Origin of the sequence: Companilactobacillus halodurans (assembly GCF_009600985.1) — a bacterium.
Taxonomy (GTDB): domain Bacteria; phylum Bacillota; class Bacilli; order Lactobacillales; family Lactobacillaceae; genus Companilactobacillus; species Companilactobacillus halodurans.
The window spans coordinates 58,754-72,269 of record NZ_VDFP01000006.1 but is presented as its reverse complement, the minus strand read 5'-3'; the positions used below and the strand labels follow the sequence as shown (position 1 = coordinate 72,269).

General features: G+C 35.1%; 14 protein-coding genes, 1 tRNA gene and 1 riboswitch. Of the genes, 13 read left to right on the top strand and 2 right to left on the bottom strand.

What is annotated here, in order from left to right; genetic code table 11:
• Position 1: 1 nt before the first annotated feature.
• The 6 genes from FHL06_RS04410 to FHL06_RS04385 all read left to right on the top strand — a co-directional run bounded on the left by FHL06_RS04410 (position 2) and on the right by FHL06_RS04385 (position 3,460).
• Positions 2-394 carry a hypothetical protein gene (locus FHL06_RS04410; RefSeq protein ID WP_153385029.1) on the top strand — a complete coding sequence of 131 codons (393 nt, stop codon included), beginning with the start codon at positions 2-4 and terminating at the stop codon, positions 392-394.
• On the top strand, positions 394-534 hold the full coding sequence (locus tag FHL06_RS04405; RefSeq protein WP_153385028.1) for an XkdX family protein: 141 nt from the start codon (positions 394-396) through the stop codon (positions 532-534). The genes FHL06_RS04410 and FHL06_RS04405 overlap by 1 nt, the downstream gene beginning before the upstream one ends.
• A gap of 40 nt (positions 535-574) precedes the next feature.
• The gene (locus tag FHL06_RS04400) at positions 575-889 is read left to right on the top strand and encodes a hypothetical protein (RefSeq protein WP_162000144.1); all 315 of its coding nucleotides are present in this window, start codon (positions 575-577) and stop codon (positions 887-889) included.
• Positions 879-1,157: a phage holin gene (locus tag FHL06_RS04395; protein WP_162000143.1), complete on the top strand. Its 279-nt coding sequence runs from the start codon at positions 879-881 to the stop codon at positions 1,155-1,157. Before FHL06_RS04400 ends, FHL06_RS04395 begins: the two co-directional genes overlap by 11 nt.
• Before the next feature lies 1 nt (position 1,158).
• Positions 1,159-2,187: a GH25 family lysozyme gene (locus FHL06_RS04390; RefSeq protein WP_153385025.1), complete on the top strand. Its 1,029-nt coding sequence runs from the start codon at positions 1,159-1,161 to the stop codon at positions 2,185-2,187.
• Positions 2,188-3,386: 1,199 nt separating this feature from the next.
• Positions 3,387-3,460: transfer RNA gene (locus FHL06_RS04385), tRNA-Arg, on the top strand.
• A gap of 52 nt (positions 3,461-3,512) precedes the next feature.
• On the opposite strand, the gene dapF is transcribed toward FHL06_RS04385, so the two are convergent.
• Both dapF and FHL06_RS04375 read right to left on the bottom strand, forming a co-directional pair.
• Entirely contained in the window at positions 3,513-4,484 is a 972-nt protein-coding gene (gene dapF, locus FHL06_RS04380) for a diaminopimelate epimerase (protein ID WP_153385024.1), read from the bottom strand.
• 14 nt (positions 4,485-4,498) lie between these two features.
• A complete protein-coding gene (locus FHL06_RS04375; RefSeq protein ID WP_153385023.1) occupies positions 4,499-5,857 on the bottom strand; it encodes an aspartate kinase in 1,359 nt (452 codons plus the stop codon).
• 146 nt (positions 5,858-6,003) lie between these two features.
• A riboswitch (Lysine riboswitch) is annotated at positions 6,004-6,187 on the top strand.
• Between the two features lie 78 nt (positions 6,188-6,265).
• Between FHL06_RS04375 and lysA the strand changes: the two genes are divergently transcribed.
• From lysA to FHL06_RS04340, 7 genes are all read left to right on the top strand, one after another.
• A complete protein-coding gene (lysA, locus tag FHL06_RS04370) occupies positions 6,266-7,549 on the top strand; it encodes a diaminopimelate decarboxylase (RefSeq protein ID WP_153385022.1) in 1,284 nt (427 codons plus the stop codon).
• A 15-nt stretch (positions 7,550-7,564) separates the two neighbouring features.
• A complete protein-coding gene (gene dapD, locus FHL06_RS04365; protein WP_153385021.1) occupies positions 7,565-8,269 on the top strand; it encodes a 2,3,4,5-tetrahydropyridine-2,6-dicarboxylate N-acetyltransferase in 705 nt (234 codons plus the stop codon).
• Between the two features lie 2 nt (positions 8,270-8,271).
• Entirely contained in the window at positions 8,272-9,429 is a 1,158-nt protein-coding gene (locus FHL06_RS04360; RefSeq protein ID WP_153385020.1) for an N-acetyldiaminopimelate deacetylase, read from the top strand.
• Positions 9,430-10,299 carry a 4-hydroxy-tetrahydrodipicolinate synthase gene (dapA, locus tag FHL06_RS04355; protein ID WP_153385019.1) on the top strand — a complete coding sequence of 290 codons (870 nt, stop codon included), beginning with the start codon at positions 9,430-9,432 and terminating at the stop codon, positions 10,297-10,299.
• A gap of 10 nt (positions 10,300-10,309) precedes the next feature.
• Entirely contained in the window at positions 10,310-11,083 is a 774-nt protein-coding gene (gene dapB, locus FHL06_RS04350) for a 4-hydroxy-tetrahydrodipicolinate reductase (protein WP_153385018.1), read from the top strand.
• Between the two features lie 90 nt (positions 11,084-11,173).
• Positions 11,174-12,358, top strand: coding sequence for an aminotransferase class I/II-fold pyridoxal phosphate-dependent enzyme (locus FHL06_RS04345; RefSeq protein ID WP_153385017.1), 1,185 nt, complete (start codon positions 11,174-11,176; stop codon positions 12,356-12,358).
• 25 nt (positions 12,359-12,383) lie between these two features.
• Complete coding sequence (locus FHL06_RS04340) at positions 12,384-13,445, top strand: aspartate-semialdehyde dehydrogenase (RefSeq protein ID WP_153385016.1); 1,062 nt, start codon at positions 12,384-12,386, stop codon at positions 13,443-13,445.
• Positions 13,446-13,516 lie beyond the last annotated feature (71 nt).

Genomic DNA, 13,516 nt, shown 5'->3' with positions numbered 1-13,516 from the left:
AATGAAAATATCAATTAAACTAGATACTAATAGAAATATTATTGGTATCAATAATACGAATGATTCTGCTGCGGAAACTCAATCCAAAATTAAAGGCTGGTTACTAATTGAAAGTGATCCAGCCTTTTCTATTGAGAATAAAGAACTTTGGACGGTCAGAGAAACAGATAATACTTTAGTTCATATTTCAACCGGTATGACACCAGATGAAGAAAAAACACAGGCTGATGCATTATTAGGAAAAAATGTAGGCACTGCTTTGGCAGCAGCACAAGGTGCGGATAAAAAAGCAGATAACGCTGTTGCAGGATTAGCACAATTTGGGAAATTAGTTGCTCCTTTGTTAGCTACTGCACAGTCAAGTTCAAATACAGATGACGGAGGTACTAAATAATGTTTGATTTTATTAAATTTATGTATTCAATTGGTGGATATCGAAATAAAGATGTAGCTGATTTTGTTGGGATAGGAAATATTGATGCTGATCAATACAAGGAAATCACTGGTGAAGATTATAAGAAGGGAGCAGCCTAATGGCTGCTCTTTTTTTGATATAAAAGAAAGAAGGCGAACTATGCCACCACATGCATTCCTGGGCTACTCACTTTCAGAACTTGGAAGTATATTCCTTTTAATAACTGGATTTGGTGGGTGGTTTATTTGGCTAGTCAATCATTTCATAACTAGGCCCCTTCAAGATTCGATTAATAATTTAGCAAATACGGTTCAAGACTTTAAAAACTCTTCAAAAGAAGAACATAGAGAATTTAAAGATCATTTCGAAAAACTTGATAAAAAGCTAGAAGAGCATGAATTGAAATTGACTCGAGATAATGAAGAAATCAAAACATTATTTAATAGAAAGGAAAAAGATAACTATGAAAAATAAGTTAACATTAGATATTCATTCAAAGGCGTGGTGGGTATCGTTAATTTCTTTAATTTTAGTATTTGGCCAGCAAATTGGTCATTTGTTTGGTTGGGAAATTACATCTGAACAAATCAATCAAATTATGGGAATAGTTAATACCATTTTATTAATTGGTGGTTCTCTTGGTTTGATTACCGACACATCAAAAGGTAATACGGATAGTAATACTCCCACAGAAGTACAAACACCAACATATTCAAATTCTACTAATCTGAGGAGGAACTAACATGACTAAATATTTTGCTGATATATCAAGTTATCAAAGAGACGATTTAGCATTTTTTCAGAATTTTATTAGTGCCGGTGTTCAAAGTGTTTTGATCAAAACAACTCAAGGTAGTGCTAATGGTTCAAATTATCTAAACCCTAAAGCATTAAATCAAACAAGAAATGCTATCAAGTCTGGTATGAATGTTGGATTTTACCATTATTTTCTAGCGATTAGTGTTACTGATGCAATCAATGAAGCAAAATTCTTTGAACAATCGGTTACTAATTTAGGATATGGAAAAGATACTCCACTTTGCGTAGATGTTGAGGATCCATCATTAAATACTTCAAAAGTTGCTAGTTATGTTGATACTTTCATTAATTACCTTGAAACACAAGGCTATACAAATGTATTCCAATATAGTATGGCTAGTTGGTTCAACCAAGGTATTCTTGATGCTAATAAGTACCCGACTTGGGTAGCTAGCTATGGATCAAGCGATTGTGGAGCAAGAGGTAACATTGTCGCTTGGCAGTACACATCAAGCTGGGGCGGTGGCTCTCAAGACATGAGTTATGACTGGGGCATCTTTGATAAGCAGCCAGCTAAAACTGAAGCAACCACGCAACCTAAAGTTGAACCCCAAAAGCCTAAAGTAGAAAATGTTATCAAATTAACTGAACAAACACGTCCAGTGGATAGATTAGGTATTGAACGACCTGAAACGTATAATGTGGGATCAACTTGGAAGAGTTCAGATATTGTCATGATCAATAGTGAACCACATTACCAAATCGCTACTGATATTTTTGTTCCTCTTTCAAAGACGACTTTTAAGGATTTTATTATCGTTAAATATATTGATGATTCACCGGCACCGGTCTTCAATAAGAAAGGAAAGCGTGTACAGAATGCGTCTGTCAGCACTACCAAATCTTTTAAAATTGATGGATTCAAGATTATTAACGGCATTCCGATGGCTAGAATAGCTACGGATGAATACATTCCGTTCGAGTACACTTCTGGATCTGGTTTTAAAGGCTAGATAGAATTAATGTATACACTAATGCATAAAGTAAATAATAATCAAGATTCAGAACAATTAGCTCTCACTCAATATTGGGTGAGAGCTTTTTTTATTTTGGAACTACTTATTATCTATTTGTTAAAGATGATAATGGATTGATTGAAGTCTAAATGTTAGAATGAATGAAATTAAGATATTTCACTTAGAAAAATGAAAAACACAATATAATAGGAAGAAACAAACAAAAAATAGCCTTTTGTTGTCATTGGTGTTGTCACGAGAATAAAAGTACGCTATACTAGTTGTTGCAGTAAGCCGTTGGGCATTTCTTGTGGAGACCCTTACTCTCCGCTTTGATAAATTCATGATTGTTCATTTTAATTTCTGAACATATAAAAAGACTGTTATATCAATGATATGGCAGTCTTTTTTATTACCTTTAATTTCACAAACTTTTATTAAAACATATTATTTAGTTACCATATAGTTTTGGTCTTTCACCATATGGATTTTTGTGCAGTAATCATTTGATTATTATCAGTATTATTTTATAAATTAAATATTTTTTATTTAATAGTTTAGTTTTTCCAAATAAAAGCTTGGATCAACTCTGTTTATTTTAAAGTTGCTATAGTTATTAGTGATGATTAGTGATGAAACGAAGAATAATATTATTATACAGGATAGAAAGAAAACTTTTTAAATACAACTAATGTAAAATATATATAATATACGGCCATAAAATCAAAAAATGTATATGAAAAATTTGATAAAAAACAGAATGCATGATAGAGTTTCATTTGTAGAAGTCAATCCCTCCATTCCCACTTTTGTGGCAGGTAAGTCCTGAATAATGGAGGTTTTTTTACGTCCAAAAATTCAAATAAATATTCTCAACAACTTCATTTTGAAGAACAAAGATAGTTATTTAGTAACAAAGAAATTATTTTTCCAATAAATATGGTGAGTTACTATTTCTATAAAATAAGTTAATATGTCTTTTGATGTTGTTACAGTAATAAAGATACGGTATAATTTAATACATTGTAATTCGTAAGCAGTTTCCTTTGAGCAAATAAGGATATTTTTTATAGTTTAGAACCACAATGAGAATCAAATTGAATTATCTTTGTAATATATTTAATATTTTTTATTAAAACATATACATATATACAGAGTGTATGCTATAATTATTTTTGTTGATTTATTAGTGCTATGCGCCTATAGCGCAATTGGATAGAGTGTCTGACTACGAATCAGAAGGTTGTAGGTTCGACTCCTACTAGGCGCATCAAATAAAAAAGACTTTTGAGATTAAGTTCTCGAAAGTCTTTTTTTTATATCTAATTTTTATTATTGATACTGTTAACAAATTGTCGATAATTATCTTCTTCGCCAGTAATGGTTACTTGAATCGTTTGTAATTTATTTTGATGAAGTTCATCTTCAGGAACTTCCAATTCGTGAGTAAAGGTAGCGTTACCGATCAATCTGATTTGACTGTTTTCTGGCTGACTTTCCAAAGTAATATGAGTTTTGACCATTCCACCAGGATTATAAACCTCAATATCTTTTTCAGGGTCAAATTGGTCAGAGTGAAGCATTGCAAACATCAAACTAGTTGCTGACATCCCGGTGCCACAAGCATTAGTAAAACCAACGCCACGTTCGTAAGTTTGTACAAATAATTTATTGGTGTTCAAAATCTGTGCAAAACTGACGTTGACACCTTCTGGGAAATAAGGATTTTTCCGATTCAATCTTTGTCCCAAATCACCCAATTCTAATTGACTAACTTCAGGAACGAAGCTAATCAAGTGCGGATTAGGAACAGCAACGGCAGAAAAACTTTGGTCAGGTAGAAATTCTGGTACGTGTTCATCAATCATTTGATCTAAATCTTTATAGGCGAATGGTAATGTATCTTTTTGGAAACTAATTGGCGAAATTTCAACGCTAAAGGCTGGAACGTTTTCATAAAAATCGTCAGCTTTAGACACGCTTAAATCTGCCGACATCGTTTCAACTTTGAAATCTTCCAAGTGATATTTTTCGCAAAGATAACGACTGACAGTCCTCAATCCATTGCCACACATCTTAGCTTCACTGCCGTCAGCATTAATAACTCGCATTTTGCCTAAGCAATTTTCACTAGTGTCGATTACCAAAAGACCATCAGCACCATCTAAGACATCCTGGCACAAGTTGATTGCTAATCTTTTTAGTTCTTCATCATTCAAAGCTTTTTCCAGTAAAGTTTGGTCGAGGATAAAAAATTTATTTTCAGAACCATGGACCTTGAGTAGTTTTACCAATTTGATCACCTCAGTTAATTAAAAAAAGTTTTATAAATCTGTCTGACAGCATCATCTGCATCAGCTTCTTGAACACCAATCATGATTGAAATCCGTGAAGCGCCTTGGTTAATCATATGAATTGCAATATTATTTTGAGTTAAGGAATCAATGATTTCACCAAGAGTATTAACATTATGAGCGATACTTTCGCCTACCACCATAATAATTGCATAATCATCAATCCATTCCAAATAATCGGGTTGTAAGACTTCTTTGACATCGTGACATAAATGCTCAATGGTAGTCTTGTTAAGCTTAGACCGGTCAAAAATGACAGTCAAATCGTCAATTCCAGATGGCATGTGTTCATAAGAAATGCCGTACTTATAAAAAATTTTCAGTAGTTTAAGAGTAAAGCCCACTTCCTTATTTAGCAAATAACGATGTAAGTATAAAGCTGAAAATCTTTTTGAACAAGCGATTCCGGTAATTTGATTGGATGGGTTGAATAAAAATTGTTCCGGAACGATCAAGGTACCATCAGCTGCAGGATTGTTAGTATTTTTAACGTTAACAGGTACCTGACCTTGAATAGCTGGGATAATGGCTTCGTCTTGGAAAACCGAAAAGCCGGCATATGATAATTCACGCATTTCTTGATAAGACATTTTTTTGATTGCCTGGGGATTTTTAACTACGTGGTTATTGGCTGCATAAATTGCATCGACATCAGTGAAGTTTTCGTACATATCGGCATGCAATCCTTTGCTGAGCATTGCTCCAGTGATATCTGAGCCGCCCCTTGAGAAAGTATAAATTTCTCCTTTTTGGTTGTAACAGAAAAAGCCTGGAAAGACTAAACGACTATCTTTAGGAAGAGACAGTTTGTCTAGATTTAAATATGTTTCTGGTGAAATATCGGCGTCATTAGGTTGACCATGAACGATAATACCTGCATCTTTAGGGTCAACAAATTTAGCTTTGATTCCTTCTTTATTTAAAATTTCACTTAGTAAAATGGCATTTAAAAATTCCCCGTGAGCTTTAAATGTGGCCATTAGGTGTTCTTCATCTGAATATTTGGCTTTTGCTAGGTCAGTCAGTTTTTTCTTTAATTTCTGAATAACTTTATCGTCAAGTTGAAAGTGGTCACTGATTTCATGATATCTTGAGATAATTTCTTTTATATAGTTTGTATAATCTTCGTGGGCGATAACTGTTTTTGCATAGTCGATCAAAAGATCGGTAACTTTTGTATCACCTGCGAAGCGTTTACCTGGAGCCGATGTAACGATAACTTTTCTTTCAAAATCTTCATTAATAATCTTAATGACCTTGTCAAATTGTTCACCGGTTGCAAGAGAACTGCCCCCAAACTTGATGACCTTCATAAAATACACCTCTAAAAATTAAATAGATTTTAATGATGAGTGTACCATTTTTTGCTGTCATGACAAGAAAAAAAATTAAAATATTAGAAATATGAGAATATTACTAATTTGGCTTGACGAATAATGAGTGTTGTTATAATCTTAATACCAATAAAAGAGGTCGCAATCAACATCAGTAAATGAGGGAGCTTCTGTAAGAGCTAAGAACTTATTTGAAAGGGAAGATTGCCGAAGCACTAAATTTTACAGAATTTAGCGAGCTGGGACGTATTAACAAAAGAATACGGACTGTCGTGGCTAAACTGTCAGTCACGTTGAGCTTATGACAAAATTGATGCAGATATCGTGTGGATCTCTTTGTTATATGCAAAGAGATCCTTTTTTATTTGGTAAAAAGGAGTAGTTGAGATGATAAGAAATGAATTGACCAGCAAAAATGGACATTTGATTATTGGCGGCGTGGATAGCGTTGACTTAGCCAAAAAATATGGTACGCCGCTTTATGTATTTGATATTGAAATGATTCGTAGCCAAATAAGAAAATTTAAAGCTGCTTTTGAAGAAAATGATTTAAATTATCAAATCAGCTATGCTAGCAAGGCTTTCGCAGTTAAAGCCATTTACCAAGTTATGAAACAGGAAAATGCTCATATCGATGTAGTTTCTGGAGGCGAGTTATTCACCGCTCTTGAAGCAGGCTTTCCAAGCGATAAGATAAGTTTTCATGGTAACAATAAGTCCTATGCCGAGTTGGAAATGGCTGTGAAAAATCATATCGGTGTAATTATTCTAGATAACTTTCACGAAATAGAATTATTGTCAGATGTTTTACAAAGTAATAATGCGTCCGTAAATGTGATGCTGCGTTTGACCCCTGGTATTTCAGCTCACACGCATAAATACGATCAAACTGGTCAGACCGATAGTAAATTCGGCTTTGATGTTGAATCTGGTCAAGCTAGTCAAGCTGCTAAGGCGGTTTTAAATAATAAGCAGATGAATTTATTAGGAATCCATGCTCATATTGGTTCACAGATTTTTGGTACTGAAGGCTTCATTATGTTGGCCAAGAAGATGATGGAAATCGCTAAACAATTAAAGGAAGAATTTAATTATTGGCCTCAAGTTATTAACTTAGGCGGTGGTTTTGGAATCAGCTACAACCAAGATGACGACCCAATTTCAGCTTCAGAGTTTATTTCTAAAATTGCTGCTGAATTAAAAAAATCTGATGAAAATGTTCCAGAGATTTGGATTGAACCTGGACGCTCGATTGTTGGTGCTAGTGGCTACACGCTTTATACGATAGGCTCTAGAAAAGATATTCCTCAGCATCTACCATATGTCTCAGTCGACGGCGGCATGGGAGATAATATTCGTCCAGCCTTATATCAAGCTAAATATGAAGCAGTCGTTGCCAATAAGATGGATGAAAAAGATGTAGAAACTGCTCATATCGCTGGCAAATATTGTGAGTCTGGTGATATCTTAATTGATAAGCAAGCTTTGCCAAAGACAAAACCTGGCGATATCTTAGCAATTTTAGATACTGGGGCTTACGGATATTCAATGGCGATGAATTATAATCGCAATCCTAGACCCGCAGTTGTCTTTGTTGAAAATGGTCAGTCCAAGTTAGTGGTTAAGCGCGAAACTTATCAAGATTTAATTAGTTTAGATTGTGATTATTAATTGGAGGAAAATTAGATGTCAAAAATGAGTGCAGAAGAAATTATTAATTTTATTGGAAATTCAAAAAAAACGACCCCAGTCAAAGTTTATTTACAAGGGGATGTTACTAAAATAAGTTTTCCTTCAGAAGTAAATGTTTTTAAAAGCAATGATTTAGCAATTATTATTGGTGATTTTAAAAAAATCTATCCTATTTTAGAGCAAAATAAATTAACCGATTATTATGTTGAAACAATAGCCCAAAATTCAGCCGTACCGATGCTTGATATCAAGAACATCAATGCACGAATTGAACCAGGTGCAATCATTAGAGATCAAGTTGAAATTGGTGATGGAGCAGTTATCATGATGGGTGCTGTTATCAATATCGGTGCTGAAATTGGAAATGACTCAATGATTGATATGGGAGCTGTTCTCGGTGGTCGTGCAATCGTTGGAACAAATTCACATATTGGTGCTAATGCCGTTTTAGCCGGTGTCGTTGAACCAGCTTCAGCTCAACCAGTTAGAATCGGCAACAATGTTGTAGTTGGTGCCAATGCAGTTGTTCTAGAGGGAATTCAAGTTGGCGATGATGCTGTTATCGGTGCTGGTTCCGTCGTTACCAAAGATGTTGCCAGTGGAACCGTCGTTGCTGGTGTTCCTGCTAAGATTCTTAAAGAAAAAGATCAAAAAACAACTGATAAGACAAAAATAGAGAGTACTTTAAGGAAGTTATAATCATGGTCTTAAGTGAAACTGAATTAATTGATATTAGACGTCATTTACATACGATTCCAGAACTTTCATTAGAAGAATTCAAAACGCATGACTACCTCAAACAAGTGATAAGTAAATTTTCTCAAGTCAATATGGAAATTAAAGAGCTACCAGAACTTCCAACTGCTCTGTTGGTGTTGATAAAAGGGAGCAATCCTAAGAGAAATATCGGTTATCGCTGTGATATGGATGCGTTGCCTGTTAACGAAACAAACGGCTTAAAATATGCATCTCAAACAAAGGGTGTGATGCATGCCTGTGGACACGATATTCATATGACCGTGGCTTTAGGCATTCTAAGTTATTATGCTGAGCATCAACCAAAGGATAATTTGATATTCTTCTTTCAACCAGCCGAAGAAAGTCAAAGCGGCGGTAGAAAAGCTTATGATTTGGGAGCTTTTTCTAAACGTTTCCAGGTCGATGAATTTTATGGATTGCACGATAATGCCCAATTAAAAACTGGCGTTATAGGTTGTCGTAACGGTACTTTGTTTGCCGGGACAACGGAAGTAAATGTTGATATTAAAGGAAAAAGCGGTCACGCTGCATATCCACAGCTAGCTAATGATTCGATTGTTATTGCTGCTAATTTCATTGAGCAAGTTCAAACTATTATTTCACGAAATATTGATCCAACTCGTTGTGGAGTAATTACTTTTGGAAAAATTGAAGCCGGTGTAATTAGAAATGTTATCGCTGGTAAAGTTCATTTAGAAGGAACGATTCGAGGTTTGACGCAAAGTATGATTGAATACTTGCGTTTAAGGATTTCCGAAATTGCTGAAGGCTTGGAGAAGTCATTTAATTGTTCAATCAAAATCAATTTCAATCAGGGCGGTTATTACCCAGTTGAAAACGATCCAGTTTTGACTAAACGTTTTATCGAATATATGCAACAAAATAAAGCTGTTGATTTTGAAGAGACAGCTCCAGCTATGACAGGTGAAGATTTTGGATATTTGTTGAATAAAATTCCCGGAACAATGTTTTGGCTAGGGGTGGAAAGCCCTGGTGCTTTACATTCAGCTGACTTTTTGCCTCACGAAGAGGCGATTGAACAAGGAGTCAAAGCAATGGTTGGCTTTTTAAATTATCGAATGAATTTGGAGGAGAAATAAATGTTTAACGATGTTGATTTGATGACGGCTATTATTACGCCATTTGCACAAAATGGAGAAGTAGATTATAAAGCTCTAAAGAAATTGACAGAGCATTTATTGGCTACAGGAAGCCAAGGATTCGTCATTGGTGGAACGACTGGTGAAACTCCTACTTTAACTGAAAAAGAAAAATTAGACTTATATCAAGAGTTCGTTAAGATTGTAGATCACCGAGTTCCAATAGTTGCGGGTGCCGGCAGTAATAATACAGAACAGACGATTGATTTTATTAATAAATTGTCAAAAATTGATGGTATTGATATGGCTTTAGTAGTAGTTCCTTATTACAACAAGCCTAATCAACGAGGGATGATTGCCCATTTTGAAACAGTTGCCAAGAATTCACCTTTACCAATTATGATTTATAACATTCCTGGTCGAACAGGCGTCTTGATGGAAAAAGAAACCGTCGTTAAATTAGCTCAAAATAGCAATATTTCTGGAGTTAAGCAGTGCAATACCCTGGAAGATTTGGAATACATTGTTGAACATACCGATAAAGATTTTGCAGTTTACAGTGGTGAAGATGCTCAAGCTTTGTTTGCTAAGGTGATTGGTGCTAATGGCGTTGTTTCTGTAGCTTCTCATATTTATGGAAACGAAATGACAGAGATGTATAAGGATCTTGATGAAGGAAATTATCAAATTGCTGGCAAGATTCAACGTCAATTAACTCCTAAAATGAGTGCTTTATTTATGTATCCATCACCATCGCCTGTTAAGGCAGCTTTGAACCAGTTGGGTTATGAAGTTGGTGGCTGTCGTTTGCCAATTGTTTCTTTGAATGATGAAGAAAAAAATATTTTATTCAAAAAATTAGATTTATAGGAGCTTTCGTATGATAAAAGTTATTATTTCTGGTTTCAATGGTTCAATGGGTCAAAAGGCTGTCAATATGGTCAATTCAGCGTCTGATATGCAACTAGTTGCTGGATATAATTCAATTATTACTGATCTTGATCCGAAAACCTATGGATTATCGGATGATGTCAAAGTGTTTAATAAATTAGCTGATATTAATATTGAAGCTGATATTTGGATTGACTTTTCAGTTCCAAGTGCTGTTTTTGAAAATACTAAATTTGCAATCGAACAGGGGATTCGACCTGTGATTGGAACTAGTGGAATGAGTGAAGATCAAACTTCTGAATTAAAAAAATTGGCTGATTCAAAAGAATTAGGTGGAATTATTGCTTCAAACTTTGGACTTTCAGCTGTTTTAATGATGAAATTTGCGCAGGTAGCTGCAAAATATTTCTCGGAATCAGAAATTGTTGAAAAGCATCATGAAGATAAAATCGATGCACCTTCTGGTACGGCCATGAATACGGCTCGCTTGATTTATCAAGCTCGAGGTAAAGATCAAGAACAACATAGTAGTGAAGATCCACTTCATACAAGAGGTGGAGATTATCATGGAACTAAGATTCATGCACTTCGCTTGCCAGGTTTTGTAGCCGATGAAGAGGTCATCTTTGGCGGCGTCGGTGAAACATTGACGATTTCTCAAAGTACAAGCGACCGTGAATCATTTATGACTGGCGTTAAATTAGCAATCCATGAAGTTATGAAACGAAACCAACTAGTAATTGGTTTAGAACAAATCATTTAGAAATTATTTAAAAAAATTACAAAAGCTCTAATAATTTGACGGAGTTTGTTATAGAATTAGATTATTATTAATTTTAAGGAGTGTTGCACAATGCCAGAATTAGATTCATCAGTAAAAAATGTAGTAAATGAGACCCTTGCCCCAATGGGAAGATCACAAATTAGAATCTTTGCTGAAAAATTTGCAAAAATCCCTGGTTTGATTAAATTGACTTTAGGCGAACCAGATTTCAATGTTCCAGAACATGTAAAAAATGCCGCCATTGAAAGTATTAAAGAGAATAAATCGCATTATTCTGACCAAACGGGCTTTCTAAGTTTACGTAAAGCTATTTCTGGGTATTTGGATAAGCAATTCGACTTACAATATGATCCGGCAACTGAAATTATAGTGACAATTGGTGCTACTGAAGCAATCTTTGATTCACTTGCTGCCATTATTAATCCTGGCGATAAGGTAATTATTCCTACACCAACATTTGCTCTTTACATTCCTATCGTAAAGATTCTTGGTGGAATTCCCGTCCAAGTTAATACCACAGCTGATGGTTTTCGTTTAACAGGTAAAAAATTAGAAGAAGTTATTGAAGAAGAAGGACCTGATAAGGTCAAAGCCCTAATGCTTAATTTCCCTGGTAATCCAACAGGATTTGTTTATTCGCAAGCTCAATTGCAAGAACTAGTTGATGTCGTTAAGGATAAGAATATGTTCGTTATTTCTGATGAAATCTATGCCGAATTGACTTATGGTCATAAACATATTTCTTTAGCCAAATTATTACCTGGAAAAACACTTTTGATTAATGGTCTATCAAAATCACATGCAATGACAGGGTATCGTATCGGTTACGTAGCCGGTCCTAAAGATTTCATTACCCAAGCTGGAAAGATGCATGCCTTTACGGTTACAGCACCTTCTAACCCGGCTCAGTTCGCTGCACAAGAAGCTTTGGAAAATGGAATCGACGATCCAGTTGCAATGAAGAAAGTTTACCAAGAACGTCGTGATTACTTAGTTGAGCAATTAAACAATTTGGGGTATGAAACAAAAACCCCTGAGGGTGCTTTTTATACCTTTTCAAAGATTCCAGAAAAATTCCATTTAACTTCAATTGAATTTGCCGATAAATTGGCAACAGAGGGTCTCGTTGGAGTTACTCCAGGAGTTGCCTTTGGTGAGGGTGGCGAAGGTCATTTCAGAATTTCCTATGCTTCATCCATGGAAGATATTAAAGAAGCTATGAAACGTTTAAGAAAGTTTACAGAGAGTTTATAAATTTGAATTAAGGGATGAGTTATTTATGAGTGATGAATATACAGTAGCAATTTTAGGTGCCACAGGAGCTGTTGGGACACGTTTGATTCAACAATTGGAACAGTCGACTATTCCAGTTAAACAAGTTAAGTTACTAGCTTCGTATCGTTCAGCTGGTAAAAAATTACAATTTAAGGGACAAGAAGTCACCGTTGAAGAAGCTAAACCAGAGTCCTTTGATGGAGTCGATTTGGTCTTAGCTTCAGCAGGTGGAGCTGTTTCTAAAAAGTTTTTACCCGAAGCTGTAAAACGCGGAGCCGTTTGTGTTGATAATACGAGTGCTTTTCGAATGGAAAAAGATGTACCATTAGTTGTACCTGAAGTTAATGAAGCTGCTTTATATAATCATCATGGAATAATTGCCAATCCTAATTGTTCCACGATTCAGATGATGGTGGCTCTAGAACCAATCAGAAAAGCCTTTGGCTTGAAGCAAATCATTGTTTCAACTTATCAAGCTGCCAGTGGCGCAGGGCAAAGTGCTTTGAATGAATTGTATACTCAGGCCCAAGATTACCTTGATGGTAAAGACATGAAAGCAGACATTTTTCCAACTAAGGGCGATAAGGAACATTATCCTTTAGCTTTCAACCTATTGCCACAAATCGACGTCTTGGAAGATAATCTTTATTCTCATGAAGAATGGAAAATGATTCATGAAACTAAGAAGATTATGTTGGGCGATATGAATTCACCAAAAATCAAAGTTACAGCTACTTGTGTCAGAGTTCCAGTTCCTATCAGTCACGGTGAATCTATTTATATTGAAGTTGAAGATAAATCAGCTACGACTGAAAAAATTCAACAGTTGATTAAAGAAGCTCCAGGAGCAGTCTTACAAGATGATCCTAAGCATCAGGTTTATCCACAACCAATCAATGCAGTTAATAGTCGTGATACTTTTGTAGGACGGATTCGTCCAGATTTGGAAAATGACGGTGCTTTTAATATGTGGGTTGTTTCTGACAACTTGCTTAAGGGTGCAGCTTGGAACACGGTTCAAATTGCTGAACGTTTAGTTGCTGATAATTTAGTTCACGTTAAATAATATGAAGTTTCATTAATTCTTTTTTGAATTAGTGAAGCTTTTTTTGATATTATTTGTTACCAAGTAGAGGA